The sequence below is a fragment of the Paraburkholderia oxyphila NBRC 105797 genome (assembly GCF_000685075.1).
In the GTDB taxonomy this organism is placed as follows: domain Bacteria; phylum Pseudomonadota; class Gammaproteobacteria; order Burkholderiales; family Burkholderiaceae; genus Paraburkholderia; species Paraburkholderia oxyphila.
This window is the reverse complement of the sequence record NZ_BAYD01000007.1, coordinates 1-25,672: the sequence shown is the minus strand read 5'-3', so window position 1 is coordinate 25,672 and position 25,672 is coordinate 1. Positions and strand designations below refer to the sequence as shown.

The 25,672-nt window shown below is 63.8% G+C and carries 25 protein-coding genes and 2 tRNA genes; 5 read left to right on the top strand and 22 right to left on the bottom strand.

Annotated features, from left to right (window positions below; translation table 11 throughout):
- The first annotated feature begins 356 nt into the window (after positions 1–356).
- Positions 357–1,634 carry a XylR family transcriptional regulator gene (locus BO1_RS49885; RefSeq protein ID WP_084687784.1) on the top strand — a complete coding sequence of 426 codons (1,278 nt, stop codon included), beginning with the start codon at positions 357–359 and terminating at the stop codon, positions 1,632–1,634.
- Entirely contained in the window at positions 1,631–2,707 is a 1,077-nt protein-coding gene (locus BO1_RS06225; RefSeq protein WP_028216817.1) for an aldose epimerase family protein, read from the top strand. The genes BO1_RS49885 and BO1_RS06225 overlap by 4 nt, the downstream gene beginning before the upstream one ends.
- An 81-nt stretch (positions 2,708–2,788) precedes the next feature.
- Here BO1_RS06225 and BO1_RS06220 read toward each other — a convergent pair whose 3' ends face one another.
- Positions 2,789–3,649 carry a 3-hydroxybutyryl-CoA dehydrogenase gene (locus BO1_RS06220; RefSeq protein WP_028216816.1) on the bottom strand — a complete coding sequence of 287 codons (861 nt, stop codon included), beginning with the start codon at positions 3,647–3,649 and terminating at the stop codon, positions 2,789–2,791.
- 200 nt (positions 3,650–3,849) lie between these two features.
- Positions 3,850–4,416 carry an acyloxyacyl hydrolase gene (locus BO1_RS06215; RefSeq protein ID WP_052409370.1) on the bottom strand — a complete coding sequence of 189 codons (567 nt, stop codon included), beginning with the start codon at positions 4,414–4,416 and terminating at the stop codon, positions 3,850–3,852.
- 638 nt (positions 4,417–5,054) lie between these two features.
- Here BO1_RS06215 and BO1_RS49880 point away from each other — a divergent pair.
- A complete protein-coding gene (locus BO1_RS49880) occupies positions 5,055–6,497 on the top strand; it encodes an MFS transporter (protein WP_156992159.1) in 1,443 nt (480 codons plus the stop codon).
- Between the two features lie 127 nt (positions 6,498–6,624).
- Here BO1_RS49880 and BO1_RS06205 read toward each other — a convergent pair whose 3' ends face one another.
- Positions 6,625–7,563, bottom strand: coding sequence for a DMT family transporter (locus BO1_RS06205; protein WP_156992158.1), 939 nt, complete (start codon positions 7,561–7,563; stop codon positions 6,625–6,627).
- A gap of 354 nt (positions 7,564–7,917) precedes the next feature.
- Here BO1_RS06205 and BO1_RS06200 point away from each other — a divergent pair, with 354 nt between their 5' ends.
- Entirely contained in the window at positions 7,918–8,286 is a 369-nt protein-coding gene (locus BO1_RS06200) for a hypothetical protein (protein ID WP_028216813.1), read from the top strand.
- 36 nt (positions 8,287–8,322) lie between these two features.
- On the opposite strand, the gene BO1_RS06195 is transcribed toward BO1_RS06200, so the two are convergent.
- The 17 genes from BO1_RS06195 to BO1_RS06115 form a co-directional block, all read right to left on the bottom strand.
- The gene (locus tag BO1_RS06195) at positions 8,323–8,631 is read right to left on the bottom strand and encodes a HigA family addiction module antitoxin (RefSeq protein ID WP_028216812.1); all 309 of its coding nucleotides are present in this window, start codon (positions 8,629–8,631) and stop codon (positions 8,323–8,325) included.
- 12 nt (positions 8,632–8,643) lie between these two features.
- Complete coding sequence (locus BO1_RS06190) at positions 8,644–8,931, bottom strand: type II toxin-antitoxin system RelE/ParE family toxin (protein WP_043283977.1); 288 nt, start codon at positions 8,929–8,931, stop codon at positions 8,644–8,646.
- A 127-nt stretch (positions 8,932–9,058) separates the two neighbouring features.
- A tRNA-Pro gene (locus BO1_RS06185) sits at positions 9,059–9,135 on the bottom strand.
- 82 nt (positions 9,136–9,217) lie between these two features.
- Positions 9,218–9,616, bottom strand: coding sequence for a MerR family transcriptional regulator (locus tag BO1_RS06180; protein ID WP_028216810.1), 399 nt, complete (start codon positions 9,614–9,616; stop codon positions 9,218–9,220).
- A gap of 133 nt (positions 9,617–9,749) precedes the next feature.
- A complete protein-coding gene (locus BO1_RS06175; protein ID WP_028216809.1) occupies positions 9,750–10,160 on the bottom strand; it encodes an integration host factor subunit alpha in 411 nt (136 codons plus the stop codon).
- 81 nt (positions 10,161–10,241) lie between these two features.
- Positions 10,242–12,683 carry a phenylalanine--tRNA ligase subunit beta gene (pheT, locus tag BO1_RS06170; RefSeq protein ID WP_028216808.1) on the bottom strand — a complete coding sequence of 814 codons (2,442 nt, stop codon included), beginning with the start codon at positions 12,681–12,683 and terminating at the stop codon, positions 10,242–10,244.
- A 130-nt stretch (positions 12,684–12,813) separates the two neighbouring features.
- On the bottom strand, positions 12,814–13,827 hold the full coding sequence (gene pheS, locus BO1_RS06165; RefSeq protein ID WP_028216807.1) for a phenylalanine--tRNA ligase subunit alpha: 1,014 nt from the start codon (positions 13,825–13,827) through the stop codon (positions 12,814–12,816).
- Positions 13,828–14,049: 222 nt separating this feature from the next.
- Positions 14,050–14,409 carry a 50S ribosomal protein L20 gene (gene rplT, locus BO1_RS06160; protein WP_004192938.1) on the bottom strand — a complete coding sequence of 120 codons (360 nt, stop codon included), beginning with the start codon at positions 14,407–14,409 and terminating at the stop codon, positions 14,050–14,052.
- A gap of 30 nt (positions 14,410–14,439) precedes the next feature.
- Positions 14,440–14,637 carry a 50S ribosomal protein L35 gene (gene rpmI, locus BO1_RS06155; RefSeq protein ID WP_028216806.1) on the bottom strand — a complete coding sequence of 66 codons (198 nt, stop codon included), beginning with the start codon at positions 14,635–14,637 and terminating at the stop codon, positions 14,440–14,442.
- A 306-nt stretch (positions 14,638–14,943) separates the two neighbouring features.
- Positions 14,944–15,465 carry a translation initiation factor IF-3 gene (gene infC, locus BO1_RS06150; protein WP_083245567.1) on the bottom strand — a complete coding sequence of 174 codons (522 nt, stop codon included), beginning with the start codon at positions 15,463–15,465 and terminating at the stop codon, positions 14,944–14,946.
- Positions 15,466–15,514: 49 nt separating this feature from the next.
- Positions 15,515–17,422 (bottom strand): threonine--tRNA ligase, encoded by a 1,908-nt coding sequence (gene thrS / locus BO1_RS06145; RefSeq protein WP_028216804.1) that lies wholly within the window; start codon positions 17,420–17,422, stop codon positions 15,515–15,517.
- A 271-nt stretch (positions 17,423–17,693) separates the two neighbouring features.
- Positions 17,694–17,770, bottom strand: a tRNA-Val gene (locus BO1_RS06140).
- Between the two features lie 119 nt (positions 17,771–17,889).
- Entirely contained in the window at positions 17,890–20,142 is a 2,253-nt protein-coding gene (locus BO1_RS06135; protein WP_028216803.1) for a RelA/SpoT family protein, read from the bottom strand.
- A gap of 63 nt (positions 20,143–20,205) precedes the next feature.
- Positions 20,206–20,559 carry a RidA family protein gene (locus BO1_RS06130; RefSeq protein WP_028216802.1) on the bottom strand — a complete coding sequence of 118 codons (354 nt, stop codon included), beginning with the start codon at positions 20,557–20,559 and terminating at the stop codon, positions 20,206–20,208.
- A 102-nt stretch (positions 20,560–20,661) separates the two neighbouring features.
- Positions 20,662–21,555 carry an alpha/beta fold hydrolase gene (locus tag BO1_RS06125; protein WP_028216801.1) on the bottom strand — a complete coding sequence of 298 codons (894 nt, stop codon included), beginning with the start codon at positions 21,553–21,555 and terminating at the stop codon, positions 20,662–20,664.
- 301 nt (positions 21,556–21,856) lie between these two features.
- Entirely contained in the window at positions 21,857–22,498 is a 642-nt protein-coding gene (locus BO1_RS06120; protein ID WP_028216800.1) for a CoA transferase subunit B, read from the bottom strand.
- A gap of 15 nt (positions 22,499–22,513) precedes the next feature.
- Positions 22,514–23,233: a CoA transferase subunit A gene (locus tag BO1_RS06115; protein WP_028216799.1), complete on the bottom strand. Its 720-nt coding sequence runs from the start codon at positions 23,231–23,233 to the stop codon at positions 22,514–22,516.
- Between the two features lie 258 nt (positions 23,234–23,491).
- On the opposite strand from BO1_RS06115, the gene BO1_RS06110 reads away from it, so the two are divergent.
- A complete protein-coding gene (locus BO1_RS06110; RefSeq protein WP_028216798.1) occupies positions 23,492–24,058 on the top strand; it encodes a PAS and helix-turn-helix domain-containing protein in 567 nt (188 codons plus the stop codon).
- A gap of 114 nt (positions 24,059–24,172) precedes the next feature.
- Here the strand turns inward: BO1_RS06110 and BO1_RS06105 are convergent, their stop codons facing one another.
- The gene (locus BO1_RS06105) at positions 24,173–24,613 is read right to left on the bottom strand and encodes an acyl-CoA thioesterase (protein ID WP_028216797.1); all 441 of its coding nucleotides are present in this window, start codon (positions 24,611–24,613) and stop codon (positions 24,173–24,175) included.
- A gap of 107 nt (positions 24,614–24,720) precedes the next feature.
- On the bottom strand, positions 24,721–25,497 hold the full coding sequence (locus BO1_RS06100; RefSeq protein ID WP_028216796.1) for an SDR family oxidoreductase: 777 nt from the start codon (positions 25,495–25,497) through the stop codon (positions 24,721–24,723).
- Positions 25,498–25,672 lie beyond the last annotated feature (175 nt).

The following is a 25,672-nucleotide window of genomic DNA, read 5'->3' as shown; positions in this document are numbered from 1 at the left end:
GAGTAAGTGCTCGAGTACTGACTCCGGCCCCATGCAGAGCACCCGGTGCGATCCCGTGCAAAGCGCTCATGTTGCGGCGCAACGGCACGTGCCGTGCGAACTGAGGCCATACTGCCCGTATCGCCCGAAGGGCGGCAATTGCGAAATTGCGCGACCTGCATAACGTTTCCTGCCACCCGCCCGCCAGGCACGCGTGCACGGCCTAGAATACCGGGACGCTTGAAAGGTGGCGCGCCGCTTCGCCGCGCATAAGCGTACAAGCAACGCACAAGCGCCGAGCAAGCCCCGCGCCCGAACTGGAGACGACAGCGCCTGCCGCAACGCCAGCAAGCGCATGCAGAACCGAACCGCATGCCATGACCCGTGCCCCCGCTTCCCAGACCGCGCATCGCATCGCGCTGCTCTTCAATGCGAACAAGGTGTACGACCGCGAGATCATCGCGGGCATCGGCCATTACCTGCGCTCGACGCGCGTGGCGTGGGACCTCTTTCTCGAAGAGGACTTCCGCTGCCGTCTCGCGGGCATCGAGCGCTTCGACGGCGACGGCATCATCGCCGACTTCGATGATCCCGCCGTTGCCAACGCGCTTGCGGGTTGCCCACTGCCGGTGGTGGCGGTCGGCTCGTCGTTCGAGGATCCGGCCCAGTACCCCGCCACCCTGCCCTATATCGCCACCGACAACCGCAAGCTCGTCTCGCTCGCGTGGACGCACTTGATCGGCGCGGGCCTGCCGCATCTCGCCATGTACAGCCTGCCTGTCGCGCAGGAGAACCGCTGGGCGCAGGAGCGCGAGCGGGCCTTCCAGGCGCTCGCGCAGGCAGAGGGCGTTCAGGCGCCCGTCTATCGCGGCCTGGCTACCAGTGCGCCGTCCTGGAACCAGGCCATCGAGCAACTGAGCGCGTGGCTCCACGCGCTGCCCAAGCCCGTCGGCGTGATCGCCGTGACCGATGCGCGCGCCCGGCATCTGCTGCAGGCCTGCCTGATGCACGGCATCGCAGTGCCGGAACAGGTGGCGATCATCGGCATCGACAACGACCCGCTCACACGCACACTCACACGCATCCCGCTTTCCTCGGTCATTCAGGGCACCGAGGAAATGGGCAAGACGGCGGCGCACCTGCTGCACCAGATGCTCGGCGGTGCACGTTTTCCGGGACGGCGCATTCTGGTTCCGCCCGTCGGCATCAATGTGCTGGAATCGACGCGGCATGAACCGCTGTCCAGTCCGCACGTGATGCGTGCACGCCACTTCATCCGCCAGTACGCGTGCCAGGGCATCAAGACCGAGCAGGTCGCCGATTACGTGGGCGTGTCGCGCTCGTCGCTGGAAGAATATTTCCGCAGAGAACTGCACCGCACGGTCCACCAGGAGATCCTGAGCCACAAGCTCGACGCCGCGAAAACGCTGCTCGCGAGCCGCGACGCATCGAGTGCCGAAGTGGCCATCCGCTGCGGGTTCACGTCGCTCCAGTACATGTATGCGGTGTTCCGGCGCGAACTGGACTGCACGCCGCGCGAATATCAGGACCGCGTGGCGCAGCCCGCCAGTACCGCTGCGCCCGCCTCTCCTCAACCGAGCGCGCAGGCAGCGCAGGCCACGGCCCTTCCGACTCTCCCGACCGACGCCACATGAACCGAACCGCCCAATTGATTTCCGAACCTTGGGGTGCGCTGGCCGGCGGCGACGCCTGTCGGCTCTACACGCTGCGCAACGCTCAGGGCATGAAAGTGCAGATCAGCGACCTGGGCGCGACACTGGTGAGCTGGTACGCACCCGATCGCACGGGACGGCTCGCCGACATCCTGCTCGGCCACGACACGCCCACCGCGTACCATGCGGCCACGACCTGCATGGGCGGCCTCGTCGGCCGCTGGGCCAACCGCATTGCCGGTGCGCGGTTCACTTTGGATGGCATCGACTACACGCTCGATCGCAACGAGAACGGCAATTTGCTGCATGGCGGCGCGAACGGGTTTCACCGCGCGATATGGCAAGCCGAGGACGATCGTGGCACATTGCTGCTGCGGCTCGATTCGCCCGAGGGAGACGCCGGCTTTCCGGGCAACGTGAACGTGCAAGTCCGCTACACGCTCGACGACGACGGCACGCTCACGCTCGATTACGAAGCGCTCAGCGACGCCCCCACTGCGCTGAATCTGACGAGCCACGGCTATTTCAATCTCAGCGGCGAGCCGGGCACGGACATTCGCGGCCACGTCCTGACCATCGACGCCGACGCGTACCTCGAAGTCGATCCGCAGATGATCCCCATCCGCGTGGCCGACGTGCGCGGCACGGCCTTCGACTTCCGCCACGGCGCACCGCTTGGTGCGCGGCTCGACTGGCCCCATGCGCAGATCGCGCTTGCGTGCGGCTTCGACCACTGCTACATCCTGCGCGAGGCCGCTCAAGCGGGCCATGCGCCTGCCGTGCGCACCGTGGCGAGTGTCTACGAGCCCGGCAGCGGGCGCGAACTCACGGTCGCCACCGACCAGCGCGGCCTGCAGTGCTATACGGGAAATTATCTGGAGGGCCAGCCTGGGCGCCACGGCGCGCCATGCGTGCGTCATGGCGCGCTGTGCCTGGAAGCGGGCGGATTCCCGAACCAGATCAACATGGATGCACCGGAATGCAATGAAGTGGTGTTGCGCCCCGGCGGCAGTTACCGCCAGCTCACGCAGTACAGACTAACTGTGCGCGAATGAAGCGCAGTGCAGGCGCGAGCCATACAGGGACATCAGGCGCCGGCCTGCACCAAAGTGCCGGAAAGACCTCGGGAAAAGGCCTCAGGAAACCTTGTCGTACTGGTACACGCCACGGCCAGTCTTGCGGCCGAGCTGTCCAGCCGCCACCATCTCGCGCAACAGCGGACACGCACGATACTTCGAGTCGCCGAAATCCTTCAGGAACACGTCCATCACCGAGAGGCACACGTCGAGGCCGATCAGGTCCGCGAGCGCGAGCGGCCCGATCGGATGATTCGCGCCGAGCTTCATGCCGGCATCGATTTCCTCGGCGCTCGCGACACCTTCGGCGAGCACGAAGAACGCCTCGTTGATCATCGGCACGAGAATGCGGTTCACGACGAAGCCCGGCGAGTTCTTCACCGCGATGGGCGTCTTCTCGAGGCGCAGCGCAAGCTCGCGCACGGCATCGGCCACGTCCGGGCGCGTCTGGAGGCCGCGAATGACCTCGACGAGCGGCATCATCGGCACCGGGTTGAAGAAGTGCATGCCGATGAAGCGCGACGGATCAGCCAGCGTCGTCGCGAGCGTCGTGATCGAAATGGACGAGGTGTTCGACGCGATGATCGCGTCGGGACGCGCGGCGGCTTCGATCTGCTTGAGGATGCGCGTCTTGAGTTCGCCGTTCTCCGTGGCGGCTTCGATCACGAGGTCGGCACTGCCAAGACGCTGGTAGTCGGTGCTGGTCTCGATGCGCGCGAGCGCCGCATCGCGGGCGGCCGCATCGAGCTTGCCCTTCGAAACCAGCCGCTCGAGGCTGTGCGTGAGCGTCGCCACGCCTCGTGCGAGCGCCGCGTCCGTCACGTCGATCATCACGGCCTTCAGGCCCGACACGGCCACCGCCTGCGCGATGCCGTTGCCCATGGTGCCCGCTCCCACAATCCCAACCGTCTCGATTGCCATGCCTGCTCCTCACTTATTGTCTGCGACGCCGGTGCGTCGCTAATGGAAAAAACCGGCCATGCAGTGCGCGTGGTGCACTGCATCATGAACCGATAGTGTAACGGGTTGCGAGGGCGGATCGGAATTTGCGCGACGGGGGCACTATCATGCCGCCCCGCTCGCTGCGGATACGCGTATGACAAGCTGCAGCCCAATGCAGCTCAGAAGTTGTACTGGAAGTAGATTTCGCTGAAGTTCAGGCCGGGGTTAGGCGTCTTGATGTCGGCGTTCGAGATGTGCTGAAAGCGAAAGCCCGCCTGATAGTTCTGATGCTCGCCGAACTGCGCGCCCAGGCCCACCATGTCCGCGAACTGGAATGCCGACGACAAGGTGCGATCACCCGTGAGTTGCACGTGCGAAAGCAGCCGCACGCCCACACCCGCCTCGAAATACGGCCTGATCCACCCACTGTCCTTGATGATGCGAAACACCGGCGTCACGCCGAATTCCCAGATGTTCGGGTGCGAGGCGCCGTTCTCCGTCAAGTCCCAATAAGCGACGTGCCCCTCGCCCACCACGGTGAAATGAAAACCCGCGAAATGCCACCACTGCAGCCCCGGATCCCAGACCAGGCCGAGGTCGAGTTTCTTCACGCCATAGCCCGCGACACCCGGCGCCAACTGGATGCCGAATTGGTCCGCGTGCGCGCCTGTTGCTCCAAGGGCCAGGAGGGCCGCGCACGCGCCGCGCGCCATGCGGACCTGCCAGCCCAATTTTCTTTCTGTCATGAATATCCCCGGAAACGAACGACACTTCACGACTCGAATTTTGTACAGCCTGCTTTTCGTCACGGCCGGCCTATATCGGCTCATTCCTTTCGGAAACGACGGCCACTGAAACCCGAGCGCTGCGATCCACCGTTTGCAAATGTATCGCGCACTGCGTCGCCAAGTGTAATCGTCAATTCGTCAGTCTGCTCATAGCGGGGCCTAAACGCGCATACCAATCACAGACATCTGACTTAATGCTTTCAATACAATACGTAATACCTTCAGCCAGAATAAATGACGCGCTTTAACTGGCAGCTTTTACTTCGCATCCAAGTACGGGCTCTATCGCTTTTACCGGCGCAACCATGCCAAATCGACTGGATTGGCATTGATTGTTTTTTCCGCTAAACGGATTAAAGCGTCCGTGCGCTCGATCACGCGACGCCGCAGAACCTTCCTCGATACAAGTCACACCGGCCCGCGAGCAGCGTTCCTCAGCGTCTTCCCTGGCGCACTGCGCGCTGTACCCAAAATGAGGACAGACAGCACCAACGTGCCTCGCATAATCCGCGGGACGCGCGTTCGGCGACATCGACAAGAACAAACCATCACCGCAGCGCGCATGCCCAGATAGCCCGGTGCCCAGGAGGAGACCCATGAGCCCAACCCAACCGCGCAACGCCACGCAAGCGCCGCAAATATCCGCTACCGCGCCTTCTGGCGATACCGCGCTCGCACAGGATCTCGCGCAAGACTCGGCCCACACGCGCACGAGCGCCGACGCGGTCACGCGCAAGGTATCGCGCCATCTGCTCGGCTTCCTGTTCCTGCTGTTCGTCGTGTCGTTCCTCGACCGCATCAATATCGGCTTTGCCGGGCTGACGATGATGAAGGACCTCGGCCTGACGAGCACGCAGTTCGGCTTCGCCACCACGCTGTTCTATCTCGCCTATATCGCGTGCGGCATTCCCAGCAACCTCGCGCTGGCCCGCTTTGGTGCACGCCGCTGGATCGCGTTCATCATGATCGCGTGGGGGCTCGCCTCCACCGCGACGATGTTCGCCACCGACGCGAGAACGCTATACGGATTGCGCATGCTGGTAGGCGTGACCGAAGCGGGCTTTCTGCCCGGCATGCTGCTCTATCTCACGTGCTGGTTTCCGCCCGCATGGCGCGCCCGCGCCAACGCGCTCTTCATGATCGCCATGCCCGTGACCGCAGCGTTCGGCTCGGCCGTGTCCGGGTTCGTCCTGCGACTCGACGGCCACGCAGGACTCGCCGGCTGGCAGTGGCTCTTTCTGCTCGAAGGGCTGCCCGCCGCCCTGCTCGGCTGCGTCGCGTTTAACTATCTCGACGACGCTCCCGCCGCCGCGCGCTGGCTCAGCCCCGCGGAGAAGCGCACGCTCGAAGCCGAACTCGCCAGCGCACCCGCCACGCGGGAAGCACACAGCGAACAGACCGGCCTTTGGCAGCAAATTAGATCGCCCATCGTGATTCGCTTTGCGGCGGCCTATTTCTGCCTCGTCAACACGCTTGCCATGGTTGCCGTATGGGCGCCGCTTATCGTGAAGAGCTTCAGCGCGGGGGCGAGCAACGTCACAGTCGGCCTGATCGCCACGATTCCGCAGATCGTCACCATCGTCGCGATGATCGTCTGGGGACGCCGCTCGGACCGTCGCCAGGAGCGCAAGTGGCACCTCATCGCGCCAATGCTCCTCGCCGCGCTCGGCTGCATGCTCTGCGCGAGCGGCGGCGCGCCGCTCGTTCAGTTGCTCGGCGTGTGCCTTGCTTCGGCGGGTTCGTACACGGCCATGTCGATCTTCTGGACGACGCCCGATCAGGCATTTTCGCCCGCCGCGCGCGCAGTCGGCATCGCCGTCATCAACGCGATCGGCAATCTGAGCTCGGCTGCGAACCCGCTCGTGGTGGGGTGGCTCAAGGACATGACGCACAGCTACGCTGCGGGACTCGGCTACTCCGCCGCACTGCTCGTGGTGGGGACGCTGATCGTCGTGCGGCTGCCCGGCGGACAGAACAGCGCACGCCATGACGCGCACACCGTCGAAGCCGCCGATGAAGCGAAGCGCGCGGCGGCCTGAAGCCCGGCGGGCCTGACGCCCGCATCACCGCCGACTGCACGAGGCGTCGCATTGCACGACGCCATATCGTTGTGCGCACATCGAATGTACGCACAACGATTCTGTTGCAGTATCGCGTAGAACGCCCTTATTGCTTGGCGCTCGCGCGCTCCCGACGCGCGCTCAAACCCGGCAGACGCTTGATGAAGCCGGTCGCGAGCGAGGTGCCCACGAGAATCGCCGCGCACGCCTCGATCATACCCTCCGATACCTGCTCGCGAAGGAACAGCGCGCCCCAGAGGATGCCGAAGATAGGGATCACGAAGGTCACGGTGATCGTGCGAGCGGGCCCGATCGCGGCGATCAGGCGGAAGAACAGCAGATACGCGACGCCCGTGCACGCGACGCCGAGGCAGAGCGCCGCGCCCCACGCATGCAGGGAGACGGCAGCATGCGGCCACGTGACGAGCGCGATCGGCGCCAGCACGACGGTCGCGGCCGTCATGGTGCCGGCGGCCACGGTGAGCGGGTCGACGCCGGTCAGATGCCGCTTCGTGAAGCTCGCCGCGACGCCGTAAAGCGCGGCCGCACAGAGCGCCGCCCCGGCTGCGAGCAAGGTGGTCGAGGTGCTCGCGCCGTCGCCGGCGTGCGTGGCGATCTGATCCCAGACCAGCGCGAGCACCCCCGCGAAGCCGATCGCGAGGCCGGCGATGCGCAGGCCGCTCAGCCGGTCCTTGAGCCACAGATACGCGACCACCGCGCCGAACAACGGCGTGGTCGCGTTGATCACCGAGGTCACGCCCGCGGAGAGCGTCAGCTCGGCCCATGCGAAGAGGCAGAAAGGCGCGGCCGAATTGAGGATGCCGACCACGAAGAGCGGCCACGCGTGCTCGCGCAAAGCGCCGAGCGCCTCGCGAGGCGAGCGCCTCGAGAACAGCACGAGCAGCAGGAACAGCGCGCCGATGCCGACACGCAGCGCCATCAGCGGCGCCACGCCCAGATCGGTCACGCCGACACGGATAAAGAGGAACGACCCGCCCCAGAGGGCGGCGAGAATAACGAGCTGAACGAGTTCGATCGGATTCATGGAAGTAGCGCTGGGCTGTGTAGCCGGTTGGCGTGCGGTGCCCATCGACGGACAGGACCGCACGGAGGGTACAGCACCGGCCGATAAGCGTTAATGCTAATGTGCGCGGCGCAACCCTCATAGCGAATGATTCTCATCGATATGTGAGAAAAATTAACACCGAATCTTGCGCACTCATTCGCGGCGCGTTGGCACTAACGCTTTGAATTGAAGGACTTAACACAGTCAGCACCGGTTCGGGCACCGTGTGCTGGAAGCGACATAGCAGTGCAATGCGCAGGCGTAGACTGGGACGTCGGCGCGAGACGTTGGCCCGCGCTCGCCGCCGGGCATCCCATCGACAGGAGAGATCGAATGAAGACCCTGCTTGCCGCCCTGCTCTTGATCCCCGCCGCGGCTGCGCTTGCGCAAGGCACCGCCTTTCCCGACGGCGCCACCACGCCCAGCGCCGCCGACATCCAGCAACGCCTCACCGGCAAGGCATTCGACATCAAGATTGGCGACGGCAGCATGTGGCACGTCCAGTACGGCGACGGGGGCACCTACGATTTCAAGTCGAGCAAGGGATTCGCCGATCACGGCGACTGGAAGGCGGAAGACGGCAAGATCTGCAGCAAGGGCAGCAAGATCCCCTACTCTTGCAACGACGTGCGCATGAAGGGCACCGACTTGTATTTGAGGCGCGATAACGGCGAAGTCGTGCAGTTTGTCGACTCGCAGTGAGCACGGCGCGCGTATTGAATCGAGCGCACTAGCCGTTCAAGCGTGTTCCGCCTGGCGCGGCTCGATCTCGCGTGCAATCTTGCTCGCCAGATCGCGCTCCGCCACTTTCATGTCATACATGAGCTGCAGGTTCATCCATGACTGTGCGTCGCCGCCGAAGTACCGCGCGAGGCGCAGTGCCGTGTCAGGCGTAATACCACGACGCTCGCGCACGATGTCGTTGATGCGGCCTGGCGTAACGTGAAGCGCGTTCGCTAGCGCATTGGCGCTCATTGAGAGCGGCACAAGATATTCCTCACGCAGGATCTCGCCCGGATGGACCGGACGCGTTCCGTTCTTGATCATGTGAATTCCTTTTCAGTGATAGTCCACGATTTCGACGTTTGTCGGGCCTTCGTCGGTCCACACGAAACAGAGACGCCATTGATCGTTAATACGGATGCTGTGCTGTCCACGTCGATCGCCCTTTAGTGCCTCAAGTCGGTTTGCGGGTGGTGCGCGCAGCGCGTCAAGCGTGACGGCAGCGTGCAAAAGCACCAGCTTGCGCTCAGCGACCGAACGAATATTTGAGAAACGTGGCAAGCGGCGGCCCTCGAAAAGTGCCTGCGTCTCGGCGCATCGAAACGATTGGATCATGCTCGCCATGATATGTCGCTTGCCGGCAAACGGCAAACCAGCATCCTGGGACAACGTTGAGCAGCAGCAATCTTTCCGTTCGGGATGCCCGGAAATGAAAAAACCCGCACAGCCTTAAGCTGTGCGGGTTCTGTTCTGGTCGGGGCGAGAGGATTTGAACCTCCGACCACCTGCACCCCATGCAGGTACGCTACCAGGCTGCGCTACGCCCCGAGAGCTAGAAAGTATAACAGACCCTTTCTCTAATTAGAACCACCTGAATCGGAATTCGTCACAAAGATTGTTTGCAGGATCTTCATTGCCCCAGCAGGTCGATCACGTGCAGCAACTCCTTGCGCAACTGATCGACGTCAACCATCGCCATATTGCCCTGCGCAGCGCCCACCTCACCCGTCTCGCCCGGCGCCGCTTCCTGAGCCACCGCACCCGGCGAATCGAGCCGGTTGCGCGCGCCGTTGATCGTGAACCCCTGCTCGTAGAGCAGTTCACGAATACGCCGGATCAGCAGGACTTCATGATGCTGATAGTAGCGGCGGTTGCCGCGCCGCTTGACCGGCTTCAACTGCGTGAACTCCTGCTCCCAATACCGCAGCACATGGGGCTTCACGCCGCACAACTCGCTCACTTCGCCGATCGTGAAGTAGCGCTTGGCGGGGATGGGGGGCAAGACGACCTTTTCGATTGTCGATGTCATCGCCGGGTTGCCGTCGTGGTGGTTGCGCAATGTGGCGTCGCCGCCTGGGTCTAGTGTTTCCAGTCACGCCCGCTGCATGCTCACCCGTGCGGGCCGCGCGGGTCCTCCCGCGCATGATGCCTTGATCGACGAATCAGCGCGTGAAGCTTGCCTCCGCGCCGCTCTCGACCAGAGCCTTGAGCTTCTGGCTCGCGTGGAAAGTCACCACGCGCCGCGCTGCAATGGGAATCGCCTCCCCGGTCTTCGGGTTGCGGCCCGGACGTTGCGGCTTGTCGCGCAACTGGAAATTGCCGAAGCCCGAGAGCTTCACGCTGTCGCCGCTTTCGAGCGCGTCGCGAATCACTTCGAAGAACGCTTCGACCATGTCCTTGGCCTCGCGCTTGTTGAGCCCGACGTTGTCGAACAGCAGCTCCGCGAGCTCGGCTTTGGTCAGCGTGGGCGTGTCGTTCGTGGCGCTTGCCGACGAGGCAGGGATGTCGCGAATCATGGCGCTACGCTGTGCCGCAAGAAGGGCTTCGAAATCACTCGAGTTCATTTCGTTCATCTATCTATGAAATGGCGCGCTTCCGGTTCTTGGGACTGCACGAACCGGAAGCCTATGTCGGTAGGAGATGAGCCGTGGAGCTTATCCGCGCAACCGGGCGCCAAACACTCGAGCCAGGCGATCCACCAGGGACTTGATGGCCGCATCGACCGTTTCGTCCTGAAGGGTCCCGCCAGTATCTTGCAGGGTCACCCGGAAGGCAAGGCTTTTCTCGTCCGCGCCAAGTCCGGAAGTGTTTGATTTTGCACGAAATTCATCGAACAATGCAACCCTCTGGACAATCTTGCAGGGCTCGTCCTGCATGCCCTTGTAAAGCTCGTCGAGCAACGCCTGAACCTCGATCTTTTGATCGACAACAAGCGCAATGTCGCGCCGGACCGGCGGGAATTTCGAGACTTCAGACGGTGCAGGCAGTTCGCGCGCCATCAGCGCGTCGGCTTGCACTTCGAAGAGGATCGGCGCATGAGTCAGGTCATACTTCTGCATCCAGCGCGGATGCAGCTCGCCGATCCAGCCCACCGCGCGGCCGTCCACTTCGATGCGCGCGCTACGGCCCGGATGCAGCGCCGGGTGCTCGGCCTTCACGAAACGCGGCGCTTTTGCCGCACCCAGCGAGGCGAACAGCGCTTCGAGATCGCCCTTCACGTCGAAGAAGTCGACGCCGCGCGTTTGCGCGCCCCACTGCTCTTCGAGCGCGGGACCATAGGCGAGCGCACCGATCATCTTCGGTTGTGCAAAGCCTTCCACCGTCATCTCGCCGGCCTTGATCGACGGATCGTGCAGGAATACGCGGCCCGCCTCGAACACGCGCACGCGGTCGGCGCGGCGGTTGAGGTTGTGGCGCAGCACGTTGATGAGGCTGCCAAACAGCGTCGTGCGCATGACCGAGAGCTGGCTCGCGATCGGGTTGAGCAGCTTCACGGGGTTCGCGTTGCCCGCGAGATCCTGTTCCCACTCCGCGTCGACGAAGCTGAAGTTGATCGTCTCGGCGTAGTCGCGCGCGGCCAGCGCGTGACGGATTGCGTGAATCGAGCGGCGCGTTTCGTTGGTCGCGCGCATCTCGCTGCGTGCGACCGGCGGGTTCGCCGGAATCTTCTCGAAGCCGTAGATGCGCGCGACTTCTTCGATCAGGTCTTCCTCGATCTCGATGTCGAAGCGGTACGGCGGCGGCGTCACGCTGAACGTATCGCCTTCGCGCGCGAACGTGAGCCCCAGACGCGTGAAGATCTGTGCGATCTCATCGGCATCGATCTTCACACCGATGATGCGGTTCGCACGCGCGACGCGCATCTTCACCGGCTCGCGCTTGGGCACGTTCACGGTCTGGTCGTCGACCGGGCCGGCCTCGCCGCCGCAGATGTCGAGGATCAGCTGCGTGATGCGCTCGATGTGCTCGACGGTCGTCGACCAGTCCACGCCGCGCTCGAAGCGGTGGCCCGCATCGGTCGAGAAGTTGTAGCGGCGCGAGCGGCCACGAATGCTGTCCGGCCACCAGAACGCGGCCTCGAGATAGATGTTCTTCGTGTCGAGCGAGACGGCCGTGCTGTCGCCGCCCATGATGCCCGCGAGGCTTTCGATCTCGCGCTCGTCGGCAATCACGCCGACGGTTTCATCGACTTCGACGGTATTGCCGTTGAGCAGCTTGAGCGTCTCGCCCTTCTTGCCCCAGCGCACATCCATCGAGCCGTGGATCTTGTCGAGATCGAACACGTGCGACGGGCGGCCCAGTTCGAGCATCACGTAGTTCGAAATATCGACGAGCGCCGAGATGCTGCGCTGGCCCGAGCGCTCGAGGCGCTCGACCATCCACGCCGGCGTCTTCGCGTGCGCGTTCACGCCGCGGATCACGCGGCCCGAGAAACGGCCGCACAGGTCCGGGGCCGAGATCTTCACGGGCAACGTTTCGTTGAGCTTGACTTCGACCTGCGGGAACACCGGGGCCTGCAGCGGCGCGCCGGTGATCGCGGCGGTCTCGCGCGCGATGCCGTACACCGAAAGGCAGTCGGCCTTGTTCGGCGTGAGCTTGATTTCGAAGATGGTGTCGTCGAGGTTCAGCGTCTCGCGGATGTCCTGGCCGACGGGCGTGTCTTCCGGCAGGATCATCAGACCGCTGTGGTCTTCGGAGAGCTTCAGTTCGCGCGCCGAGCACAGCATGCCCTGGCTTTCCACGCCGCGCAGCTTCGAGAGCTTGATCGCGAAGGGCTTGCCGCCCTCTTCCGCGGGCGGCAGTTCGGCGCCCACGAGCGCGACCGGGACCTTGATGCCGGGCGCCACGTTGGGCGCGCCGCACACGATCTGCAGCGTCGCGCCGGTGCCGGCATCGACCTGCGTGACGTTGAGCTTGTCCGCGTCCGGGTGCTTGACGACTTCGAGCACGCGGCCCACCACGATCTTCGACGTGGGCGGCGCGGCCGGGCGCAGGCCTTCGATTTCGAGGCCGGCCATGGTCAGCGCGTGGGCCAGCTCATCGGTCGTGAGCTTCGGATCGACAAAGCTTCTCAGCCAGGATTCGGGGAATAGCATTTCGTTTTACGTTCCAGACAGATTGAGACCGTCGCGAAGCGTTTTCTCGCGCACCGCCCTGGAGGCTTGGGGTGCTGCGTGCGCTTCGCGAACCGCGGATGCCGTGCGTGCCGTACGTTGGCCTTCGGGCTTAGGCGAACTGGCGCAGGAAGCGCAGGTCGCCTTCGAAGAACAGACGCAGATCCTGCACGCCATAACGCAGCATCGTCAGGCGTTCGAGGCCGCTGCCGAACGCAAAGCCGATATAGCGCTCCGGGTCGAGGCCCATGTTGCGGATCACGGTCGGATGCACTTGTCCCGAGCCCGAGATCTCGAGCCACTTGCCGGCGTTCTTGCCCTGCTCGAACATCATGTCGATTTCGGCCGACGGTTCCGTGAACGGGAAGTACGACGGACGGAAACGCACCTGGATGTCGTCGCGCTCGAAGAACTTCTTCAGGAAGTCCGTATAGACGCCCTTCAAGTCCGCGAAGCTGATGTTCTCTTCGATCCACAGGCCTTCGACCTGGTTGAACATCGGCGAGTGGGTGGCGTCGCTGTCCACGCGATAGGTGCGGCCCGGGACGATCACCTTGATGGGCGGCGTGTGCGTGCGCGCGTAGCGCACCTGCATCGGGCTCGTGTGCGTGCGCAGCAGGAGCGGACGGCCTTCGGCGTCCTTGCCGTCCACGTAGAACGTATCCTGCATCGAACGCGCCGGATGGTTTTCCGGGCTGTTCAGCGAGGTGAAGTTGTACCAGTCGGTTTCGATCTCGGGACCGTCGGCCACGTCGAAGCCGATCGAGCCGAAGATCTGCTCGACGCGTTCCCACGTCTGCATCACCGGATGCAGGCTGCCGGTGCCCGTGCCGCGGCCCGGCAGCGTGACGTCGATCGCCTCGGCGGCGAGACGCTGGTTCAGCAGCGCATCGGCGAGCGCCTGACGGCGCGCGCCCAGCGCCGCCTCGACCTGCTGCTTGACGGCGTTGATGCGCGCACCCTCGGTCTTGCGCGTTTCCGGGTCGAGCTTGCCGAGGCCCTTGAGCAGCTCGGTCAGCGCGCCGGATTTACCGAGAAAACGCGCCTTTTCGTTTTCAAGCGTGTTGACGTCGGGGGCGGAAGCGAACGCGCCTTGCGCGTCGGCGACAATCTGGTCCAGATCCATTGATCCCATCTTTTCAGCGTCAGTGTTTGAGACTTGAGCGGCGCATTTCACGTTGCCGGCCACGATGATGACGCACGGGCGCGACGACATGAAGGCACTCGCAGGAAGCGCGCAGATAGCGCTTCACCAACAAAAACGGGGCTCGGTGAGGAGCCCCGTTTTTGTTGCAGCATCACCGAAACAACCGGACGCTGCTGCAACGAACCTGCGCAATACCTATGCTTAGGCAGCGACGGCGGCCTTCACCTGCTTGACGATCGCAGCAAATGCAGCCTTGTCGAACACCGCCATGTCAGCCAGAACCTTGCGGTCGAGTTCGATCGACGCCTTCTTCAGGCCGTTGATGAACACGCTGTAGGTCATGTCGTGCTGACGCACCGCCGCGTTGATACGCGTGATCCACAGTGCGCGGAACACACGCTTCTTGTTGCGGCGATCGCGGTAGGCGTATTGGCCTGCGCGCATGACCGCCTGCTTGGCGATGCGGTAGACGTTATTGCGACGGCCGCGGTAACCCTTGGCCAGGTTGATGATCTTCTTGTGACGGGCCCGTGCGGTAACCCCACGTTTGACTCGAGGCATGAGTAGCTCCTATGAGTTGTCGGTTGAGGATTACGCGAACGGCATCATTGCGCGAACGGACTTCACATCGGCCTCGTGAACGGCCGTTGCACCACGCAGATGACGCTTGTTCTTGGTGGTCTTCTTGGTCAGGATGTGACGCTTGAAGGCTTGACCGCGCTTGACGGTACCACCCGGACGAACCACAAAGCGCTTTGCGGCGCTCTTCTTGGTCTTCATCTTGGGCATGACAAAAACTCCATTATTTGATGGACATGGGTGTGCGGTTGGCTCTGGCACGCGCTTTTGACAAACGCCGCTTTTCGCCCTCAAACCGCCCTTCGAAACCCACTCCACTTGTTTTGGCAGCTGGCTGCTCTATAAAAGACAAGCTTGCCGCCGCTTTCAGGAAAAACGCCCGTTTGCCGCACTGTTCGTGCGGCGCGCGGGCGCCGTTCCGGAACCTGCTTCCCGTCTCCTTCGCACATCTCGCCAAGGAAACGTCTGACAAAACCGCTCTGACCGCCGCGCATCGTTCGACGCGCGGCGCGCCAATCACTTCTTCTTCTTGGGCGAGAGCACCATGATCATCTGGCGCCCTTCCATCTTCGGCATCTGCTCGACCTGACCGACTTCTTCGAGGTCGGTGCGCAGGCGCTCGAGCATGCGCATGCCGATTTCCTGGTGGGCCATTTCGCGGCCGCGGAAACGCAACGTGATCTTCGTCTTGTCGCCATCGTCGAGGAAGCGAATGAGATTACGCAGCTTGACGTTGTAATCGCCGTCGTCGGTACCCGGGCGGAATTTGACTTCCTTGACCTGGATGACCTTCTGCTTGAGCTTGGCCTCGTGCTGCTTCTTCGATTCCTGGTATTTGAACTTGCCGTAGTCCATCAGGCGGCACACGGGAGGCACCGCCTGCGGGGCAATTTCAACCAGATCGACGTCCTGCTGTTCCGACATGCGGAACGCATCGGCCAGCTTTACGATGCCGAGCGGCTCGTTCTCGATTCCGACGAGACGCACCTCGGGTGCAGTGATTTCACCGTTGATGCGATGCGACTTATCCGTAGCGATGTTACGTTTCCTCTAAAAATTAAAAAAACGAGCCGCGCTGCCAGGTGGCTTACTTGAAGGTCTTGACGTCTTGCGCCAGACGCTCAGCAAAGGCTTCGACGGGCATGACACCCAGATCGACACCGCCACGGGCACGCACGGCTACCGTTTGTGCTTCACGCTCTTTGTCGCCGACAACCAGCAGGTACGGGACCTTCTCAAGCGTGTGCTCGCGTATTTTATAGCTAATTTTCTCGTTGCGCAAATCCGCCTGCACTCTAACCCCTTGTTTTTGCAACGATTGGGCCAGATTTGCCGCGTATTCGGCCTGACTTTCAGCGATATTCATCACAACCGCCTGCACCGGAGCGAGCCAGGACGGCATTGCACCCGCATGGTGCTCGATCAGAATGCCGAGGAAACGCTCCATCGAGCCGAGGATGGCGCGGTGCAGCATGATCGGGCGGCGGCGGCTGTTGTCTTCCGACACGTACTCGGCGCCAAGGCGCTCCGGCAGCACCATGTCGAGCTGCAGCGTGCCGCACTGCCACGAACGGCCGAGCGCGTCCTTGATGTGGTACTCGACCTTCGGACCGTAGAACGCACCCTCGCCCGGCAGTTCTTCCCATTGCAGGCCGCAGGCCGTCAGCGCGTCGCGCAGGCCCTGCTCGGCGCGGTCCCACGTCTCATCCGTGCCCGCGCGCGAATCCGGGCGCAGCGAGAGCTTGATGTCGATGTGATCGAACCCGAAATCCTTGTAGACGCTCATCGCCAGCGTGTTGAAGGCGATCGACTCGCTGATGATCTGGTCTTCCGTGCAGAAGATGTGCGCATCGTCCTGGACGAAGCCGCGCACGCGCATCAGGCCGTGCAGCGCGCCCGACGCCTCGTTGCGGTGGCACGAGCCGAATTCCGCGTAACGCAGCGGCAGGTCGCGGTACGAGCGCAGGCCGTGGTTGAACACCTGGACGTGGCCCGGGCAGTTCATCGGCTTGACGGCGTAGTCGCGCTTTTCCGACTCCGTCGTGAACATGTTTTCACGATAGTTCTGCCAGTGACCCGACGCCTCCCAGAGCGAGCGGTCCATGATCATCGGCGTCTTGATTTCGTCGTAGCCGGCCACGCGCAGACGGGCGCGCATGTACTGCTCGACCTGCTGCCAGAGCGTCCAGCCCTTCGGGTGCCAGAACACCATGCCCGGCGACTCGTCCTGCATGTGGAACAGGTCGAGCTGCTTGCCGAGCTTGCGGTGGTCGCGCTTCTCGGCCTCTTCGAGCATGTGCAGGTACTGGTCCTGATCTTCCTTCTTCGTCCAGGCCGTGCCGTAGATGCGCTGCAGCTGCTCGTTCTTCGCGTCGCCGCGCCAGTAGGCGCCCGCGACCTTCATGAGCTTGAAGACCTTGAGCTTGCCCGTCGACGGCACGTGCGGGCCGCGGCACAGGTCCGTGAAACCGCCGTGCGCGTAGAGCTTGATGTCTTCGGCGCCCGGGATCGATTCGATGATCTCGGCCTTGTACTTCTCGCCAATGCTCTTGAAGTAGTCGACCGCCTCGCCGCGCGAGACGACACGGCGCGTGACCGGCTCGTCCTTCTTCGAGAGCTCCAGCATACGCTTTTCGATCTTTTCGAGATCTTCGGGCGTGAAGGGACGGTTGTAGGCGAAATCGTAGTAAAAGCCGTTGTCGATGACCGGCCCGATCGTGACCTGCGCTTCCGGATAGAGCTCCTTCACCGCGTAGGCCAGCAAGTGCGCCGTGGAGTGACGGATGATGTCGAGACCGTCGGCATCCTTGTCCGTGACGATGGCGAGCGATGCGTCGCGATCGATCAGCGTCGACGTATCGACCAGCTCGCCGTCGAGCTTGCCGCCGAGCGCCGCCTTGGCGAGGCCGGGGCCAATCGAAGCCGCCACTTCGGCGACCGTGACGGGATGATCGTACTGTCGAACCGAACCATCGGGCAGACGTATCGCAACCATGTTTTTCTCCAGAAGTGCCGTGGAGGCACATCGTATCGTTCGTGGGAACATCCCCGCGAAAATCTCGCGGCGAAAAAAAATGCGGCCCCGCTTTCGAGGGGCCGCATTCACTTTTCAAACCAGATTGCAGGGCGAAAGAGGTCCTCGACTAGCGTCGCTCCGAAGTGGTTTCGGTGAACGTTCGCGGTGTCATAACCGTATTCGCCTGTTGCGCTGAGCGCTTTTCCTGCAATGAAGCCTCGCCGATACGCCGACGCGGCCTCGATTTCGTTGGTAGGCTCGATTGGACTCGAACCAACGACCCCCACCATGTCAAGGTGGTGCTCTAACCAGCTGAGCTACGAGCCTGAAGAAGCAAGATTGTATGTTGCCCCTGCGGACTTGGCAAGCCTTTTTTGCGGCGGGGCACAAAACGCCGGCGCGCCCGGCCCGCGTCTTGCGTCTGTCAGCCCTTCGCAGCCCTTCTATCAGCCCTTGCGCACCGCCCTGAGCACGCCGCCCACCTCGCCCAGCAGCACGCAGGCGCGCTGGATCTGCGCCGAATTCGAGACCTCGACCGTGAACTGCATGAATGCGGCGTTGCGGCGCGACTGCGTCTTCACGCCGATCACGTTCATCTTCTCGCGCGCGAACACTTCCGAGATGTCGCGCAGCAAACCCTGGCGGTCCGTGGCCTCGATCGAGATATCGACTGGATAGACGGACTGGCCGCGCCCGCCCATCACGTCGGCGGACCACGTGGTGTGCAGCACGCGCTCGGGCGTGCGGCCGGCCATGCGCAGGAAGGTCGGGCAATCGCTGCGGTGAATCGACATGCCCTTGCCGCGCGTGACGAAGCCGCAGATATCGTCGGGCGGCGCCGGCCGGCAGCAGCGCGCGAGTTGCGTAAGCAGCGCATCCACGCCCACCACGAGCACGCCCGACGAACCGCCGTGCGTCACATTCGCGCCGCTCGCGCGCTTGGTGAGCTGCTCCGGTGTCTCTTCCTCCGGCTCGGCGGCGGGCGCGTCGTGCAGTGCCTGCTCGACATTGCGCAGGCTGAACTCTTCCTTGCCGACCACGCTGAAGAGTTCGTCCGGCGACTTGAAGCCGAGCTTGGCCGCAAGCTGATCGAGATTGACGGAAGTGCGCCCCTCGCGCTGCAGCGTCTTTTCCACCATCGCGCGGCCGGTCGCGATGTTCTCCTGCGCCTCGATAGCGTTGAACCACGCCCGCACTTTCTGGCGCGCACGCGTGCTGTGCAGATAGCCGAGCTGCGGATTGAGCCAGTCGCGCGACGGACCGCCCTCTTTCACCGTGACGATCTCGACGGTCTGGCCGTTGTGCAACTGCGTGTTGAGCGGCACCATCGCGCCGTCCACGCGCGCGCCGCGGCAACGATGGCCGAGCTCGCTATGCAGGTGATACGCGAAGTCCAGCGGCGTCGCACCCTGCGGCAGCGCGATCACGCGCGCCTGCGGCGTGAGCACGTAGATATGGTCGTCGTCGAGCGTCGCCTGGCGCAACTGCTCCCACGGCTGACGGCCATCGGCTACGTCGTCCTTCCAGGCGAGCAGTTGACGCAGCCACGCGATCTTCTCGTCGTAGGCGCTGCCCGCGTTGAACTGGCCGCCGTAGCCCTTCGAGCCGGCTTCCTTGTAGCGCCAGTGCGCCGCCACGCCGTACTCCGCGAATTGATGCATGTCCTGCGTGCGGATCTGCACTTCGAACGCGCGGCCGTCGTCGCCGACCACGACCGTATGCAGCGAGCGATAGCCGTTGGGCTTGGGCCGCGAAATGTAGTCGTCGAATTCCTTCGGCACCGGCTGCCAGAGGTTGTGCACGATGCCGAGCACCGTGTAGCAATCCTTGATATCGCGCACGATCACGCGAAACGCACGCACATCATAGAGCTCGGAGAAGTCGATCTCCTTGCCGCGCATCTTCTTCCAGATGCTGTAGATGTGTTTGGGCCGGCCGCTCACCTCGGCTTCGATATGCGCGGAGGCGAGTTCGTGCTGCAGCCGCGCGATGGCCTCGGTCACGTAGCTCTCGCGCTCGATCCGCTTTTCGTCGAGCAGCTTCGCGATGCGCTTATAGGTGACCGGCTCCTCGAAGCGGAACGCGAGGTCTTCGAGCTCCCACTTCAGTTGCCAGATGCCGAGCCGGTTGGCGAGCGGCGCGTAGATCTCGAGCGTCTCGCGCGCAATCTCGGGCGCGGGCGTGACCTTGGCCGCCGCGTAATAGCGCAGCGATTGCACACGCGACGCGAGCCGGATCAGCACCACGCGAATGTCTTGCGCGAACGCGAGCAGCATCTTGCGCAGCGACTCCACCTGAGCGCGGCGCGCGGCCTGGGCGTCGCGCCCTTCGCGGCCGGTTTCCGGCGCGGCGTTCTGCGCCGCCGCGCGCAGGCTCACGCTGCCAAGTCGCAGCAGCTTGCGCACGTCGAATACGAGCTTCACGACTTCGGCGCCGAAACGCGCTTCAAGCGTGCGCTCCGGATCGTCGAGGTGCGGCGCGATATTGAAGAGCGCCGCCGCCAGCACCGCCGGCGGATCGACGTTCAGGCGGCCCATGATGGCCGCCGTGCCTTGCGCGTGCTCGATGAGCGGCTCGCCGGTGGACAGGCGTGCGTCGCCCGCATGCTCGCGCACGAATGCGAGTGTGTCGTCGAGCGATGGGAGCGCGGCGCTCGCGGAGGCTTCGGCGGAAACGGGAGGTACGGTGTCGCTGCTCATGAGACGGCGCCCGCCGGCATACCGGACGGGCTGCAAACTACAACAAGACGATAGATGGCGCGTTCAATCGCGCTGCGCAGCCACCACGACGATTTCGACGAGGCATTCCGGATTGGCCAGCTTCGCTTCGACCGTCGCGCGCGGCGGCGTGGCGCCCTGCGCCACCCACTTGTCCCACTCGGCATTCATGCCCGGAAAGTCCTTCATGTCGGCGATATAGATCTGCACCGAGAGCAGCAGCGACTTGTCGCTGTTCGCTTCGCCGAGCAGACGGTCGATGTGGCCGAGCACTTCGCGCATCTGGCCACCGATGTCCTGCTTCGTGTCCTCGGCGATCTGGCCCGCCAGATAGACCGTACCATTGTGAATGGCGGTTTCCGAAAGACGCGGGCCGACGTGGTGACGAATGACTGCCATGTGAATTCCTGTTGAGGTGAATGTCTGGATGCGCCCGGCGCGCCCGTGTCGCGATGCCATCGATGCAGCCGCGAGACACCGGCGCGCCAGGAAATCCCGATATTATGACCCGCCGACGGGCCCTCCGTCGAAGAAACGCCGCGCAATCTCGATCTGATCGGCCGAGAGAAATGCCGGCGCATGCCCGACGCCCGCGATCTCGACGCTCGATACCTGCTGGCCCGTCTCGACCATCCTGGCCACGGTCTCGCGCGAGAGCAGATCCGAGAGCGCGCCGCGCACCGCCAGCACCGGTCCCTTGAACGCCGCGAACGAGCGCCACAGGAACTGCTCGCCCTGCTCGTTCTGTTCAGGCGTGACACCCTTGAAGCCTTCGGAGATGCGCGGGTCGTAGCGGTAACGCCATGCCCCGTCCACCTCGTGCAGCAGCGGCGTGTTGATCTCGCGCCATTCCTGCGCAGTGAGCGGGCCGAACGACGCCGCGAGCAGCGCCGCATTGTCGATGCCTTCCTGCAGCGAGCCGAAACGCTGATCCTGGCCCACGTATTCGCCGATGCGCCCGAGCGCCGCCGGCTCGATATGCGGGCCGATGTCGTTGAGCAGCATGCGGCCGATGGGGGCGTCGGGCAGCCCCGCGAGCGCCATGCCGATCAGGCCGCCCATCGACGTGCCGAACCAGTCCACCTGCTCGACGCCCGTGCGCGCGATGAGCGTGACCATGTCCGCGACGTATTGCGCGACGCCATAGCCGCGCGGATCGACGAGCCACGACGAGAGGCCGCGCCCAACGACGTCGGGGCAGACCACGCGATACGTGCCCGATAACGCTGCCGCGAGCCTGTCGAAATCGCGGCCCGAGCGTGTGAGCCCATGCACGCACACCAACACGCGCGGATTGGCGGGGTCGCCCCATTCGGTGTACGCCATGCGGTGCAGTCCCGAAGGACTGAGGCACTGGACGTAATGCTGACGCGGCACGGCAGAGGGTTCGGTCATCGCTCAAGTCTCGCTGGTGGTGCCCGCAGGCTGTGAGGCCATTGTAAACGGCTTTGCGGCACGGGACCGTCGCGTGCGCCGCCGCTCGAGGTGCGTTGAGACACATGGAACGCAGGCGCCACCCGCTTGCGGCAGCCGGCGCAGCGCCCTCCACCCTGGCCATTTGGCCTATGCCATCCGGCCGAGGTTTCAAACGCGCACGATCGCGCAAGAATGGATCCGTCCCAAAACGCAAACGGGCGGGACCGAAGTCCCGCCCGCCTCCATCATGCTTCAACCAACCGCTACCGCGTTGCCGCGATCACTGCACCGCGCTCACGTCGAGCGGCGCGCCGGTCTTGGCCTGAATCTCGTCCGCCGTCACGCCGGTCGCGAGCTCGGTCACCTTCAGGCCCGCGTCGGTCACCTCGATCACGCCGAGGTCGGTGATGATCAGATCGACCACGCCCACGCCCGTGAGCGGCAGCGTGCACGCATCGAGAATCTTGTGCTGGTCACCCTTGGCCACATGCTCCATCAGCACGACCACGCGGCCGACGCCCGCGACGAGGTCCATCGCGCCGCCCATGCCCTTGATCATCTTGCCGGGGATCATCCAGTTGGCCAGGTCGCCCTTCTCGCTCACCTGCATCGCACCGAGGATCGCGAGGTTGATGTGGCCGCCGCGAATCATCGCGAACGAGTCCGCCGAAGAGAAGATCGACGAGCCCGGCAGCGTCGTGACCGTCTGCTTGCCGGCGTTGATCATGTCGGCGTCCACCTCTTCTTCGGTCGGGAACGGGCCGATGCCGAGCAGGCCGTTTTCCGATTGCAGCCACACTTCCATGCCTTGCGGCACGTGGTTGGCCACGAGCGTCGGCAAACCGATGCCGAGATTCACGTAGAAGCCGTCCTGCAGTTCCTTCGCCGCGCGGGCGGCCATTTCGTCACGATTCCATGCCATGGTCGGTCTCCTTTCTTACTTGCCCGCGGGGTTGCCAGAGGCGGCGCGCACGGTGCGTTGTTCGATGCGTTTCTCGGGGTGCGCATTGAGCACGATGCGCTGCACGAAGATCCCCGGCGTATGGATCGAATCCGGATCGAGCTCGCCATTCTCGACGATCTCCTCCACCTCCACCACGGTGATCTTGCCCGCCATCGCGCACATCGGGTTGAAGTTGCGCGCCGTGCGGCGATAGATCAGGTTGCCCGACTTGTCGGCCTTCCAGGCCTTCACGAGTGCCACGTCCGCCGTGAGCGAATGCTCGAGCACGTAGTGCTTCTCGCCGAACTGGCGCGTTTCCTTGCCTTCGGCGATGAGCGTGCCGTAGCCGGTGTTGGTGAAGAATGCCGGGATGCCCGCGCCGCCCGCACGCAGCTTTTCGGCCAGCGTGCCCTGTGGCGTGAATTCGAGCTCGAGCTCGCCCGCGAGATACTGGCGCTCGAATTCCTTGTTCTCGCCCACATAGGACGAGATCATCTTCTTGATCTGGCGCGTCTCGAGCAACTGGCCGAGGCCGAAGCCGTCCACGCCCGCGTTGTTGCTGATGCAGGTGATGCCCTTCACGCCCGAATCGCGCAACGCGCCGATCAGCGCCTCGGGAATGCCGCAGAGCCCGAAACCGCCTACCGCAAACGTCTGTCCGTCCTTGACGATGCCTTCGAGCGCGGCAGCCGCGCTTTTATAGACCTTGTTCATCAGTGTGTCCCTTCCTCGTATGGAAATACGTCGATGCGCTTGTTCGCTGATTTTGTTCGTCGAATAAGTTCGTGCGGGCCGGCGTACAGCTGCAGCGAACGCCCGGACGCCTCATTCTAGTCGTGCCCGGGTGGCGCTGCCGTGAACCCGGCGCGGCGCCCGAGCGGCCCTCCGATGGTTGCAAAGCGTACGCTGGGCGGGCATTGCGGCACAATACGCAAAACTACATAAAGCCATACCCGTATCACGTCACCCGCCATGCCCGAACCCGCTACCGCCGCCACCGCGCTCGACTACCAGACCGCCTTTCATCTCGCGCCCATCGGGCTCGTGCTCGCGCGCGAGCGCATCATCGAGGACTGCAACGAACAGGTTTGCGCCATTTTCCGCTGCCCGCGCGAGGCGCTGATCGGCCAGTCGTTTCTGGTGCTGTATCCGTCGGAGGTCGAGTTCGAGCGCATCGGCGAGCGCATTCCGCCGATCATGACGGCCCAGGGCAGCTACGCCGACGACCGCATCATGAAGCGCGCCGACGGCGAGCTCTTCTGGTGCCACGTCACGGGCCGCTCGCTCGACCGCGCGGAGCCGCACGCCGCGGGCGTCTGGACCTTCGAGGACCTGAGCGCGACGCGGCGCGTGGCGGTCGAGCTCACGCCGCGCGAGCGCGAAATCGCGGCGCAACTGGTCACGGGCAAGACGAGCAAGCAGATCGGGAAGATTCTCGACATCAGCTCGCGCACGGTGGACATCTATCGCGCGCGGCTCATGCGCAAGTACGACACGGGCAACGCCACCGAATTGCTGCAGCGGCTGCTCGGACAGTGAAACGGCACTTGAAACGTGCTCAAGGCGGGCTTATAGCGGGTTGGGAGCGGCTTTGACACCGCGCCTCGAAGCGGCGCGCGCGGCAGGCACGCGCGCCCTACGTAAGGAAGGGAATCAGCGCGCCTTCACGAGCGGCGCGTTCTCGATGGTCGCGCGCAGGCTGTCGGGAATCGGCACGGATTTACCCGCTTCATAGTCGATCCAGACGCAGCGCGCATTGCCGCGTGCGTAGACGGTATCGGGATCGTCCACGCGGCGCAGCTCGAAACCGGTATCGAAGCTGCTGCGGCCCGGCTGACCCACCGTCATCGTGCAGACGATGTCGCCCGGGTAATGCAGCTGCTTCAGGAAATCCATCGACGCATTGATGATCACCGGCCCCTGCCCGTTGCCGCGCTCGCGGCTCTCGCCGGACACGCCGATGTGCTCGAACCAGGAGATCCGCACCTGCTCCATGTAGCGGAAGTAGACCGTGTTGTTCACATGGCCAAATGCGTCCATGTCGCCCCAGCGGATCGGCATGGTCATCTCAAAAACGGGATGGTATTCACTCATTGCGCATTGCAGTCTTTGACTTCGACTTCGTGTTACTCGAAAGGCGCGAGTCTACGTCGCGCCGCGGATTGGCGCAGCGAAGCCGGCGCGCGCGCATCATCGGCGACTCACGTCAGGGCGAAGCCATCGTCGGCGGTGATGATCGAACCATTCATGAAAGCCGACTCGTCGGCGGCCAGCAGCAGCAACAGGCCGTCAAGATCGGCGGGCGTGCCCACCCGGTGGCGCGGCAGCATCGCAATGAGCTTCTGGCCCTGCTCGGTCGACCAGTGATGATGGTTGATCTCAGTGTCGATATAACCGGGACAGATCGCGTTCACGTTGATGCCGTGCCGCCCCCACTCGAGCGCCATGGCCTTCGTCATGTGCACGACGGCCGCCTTGCTGATGCCGTAGAGGCCGATCTGCGGCAGCACGCTCAAGCCCGCCACCGAAGCGATGTTGATGATGCGGTACGCCGGCTTGGAGCCGCCGCTGCCGCGCATGATCATGCGCTTGGCCACTTCCTGGGCGACGAAGAAGGCGCCTCGCGTGTTGGTGTCGAACACGTATTCGAAGTCGGCGGGCGTGACGTCCGCGAGCTTCTGGGTGGTCGAGACGCCCGAATTATTGACGAGTATGTCGATCGTCCCCGCCTCGGTCTCCGCATGCGCGACCGCCGAGCGGATGCTCTGGTAATCCGTCACGTCGAGCGACACCACGTGCGCGGCACCGCCGCCGGCCTCGATTTCGGCGCGCAACTCCTTGAGACGCTCCACGCGCCGGCTCGCCAGCACGACCTTCGCGCCAGCCTGCGAGAGCACCTGGGCAAAGCGCTTGCCCAGACCGCTCGAGGCGCCGGTGATCATCGCCACCTTCCCTTCCAGATTGATCGAACGGCCCATTTTCGCTTCCTGTTCAAGGATGAAAGAGCACCGGAATGCGCCACCGGCAGCACGCCGGGCATTCTGGCATAAAATAGAACGATCGTGCTAAAGTTGGCCCGTTGGGTTGCGGCCCGGGGAACGTTACCCGACAATACGAACCCGAAAAAGTATTCTAATGGCAAGAGGAGCTTTG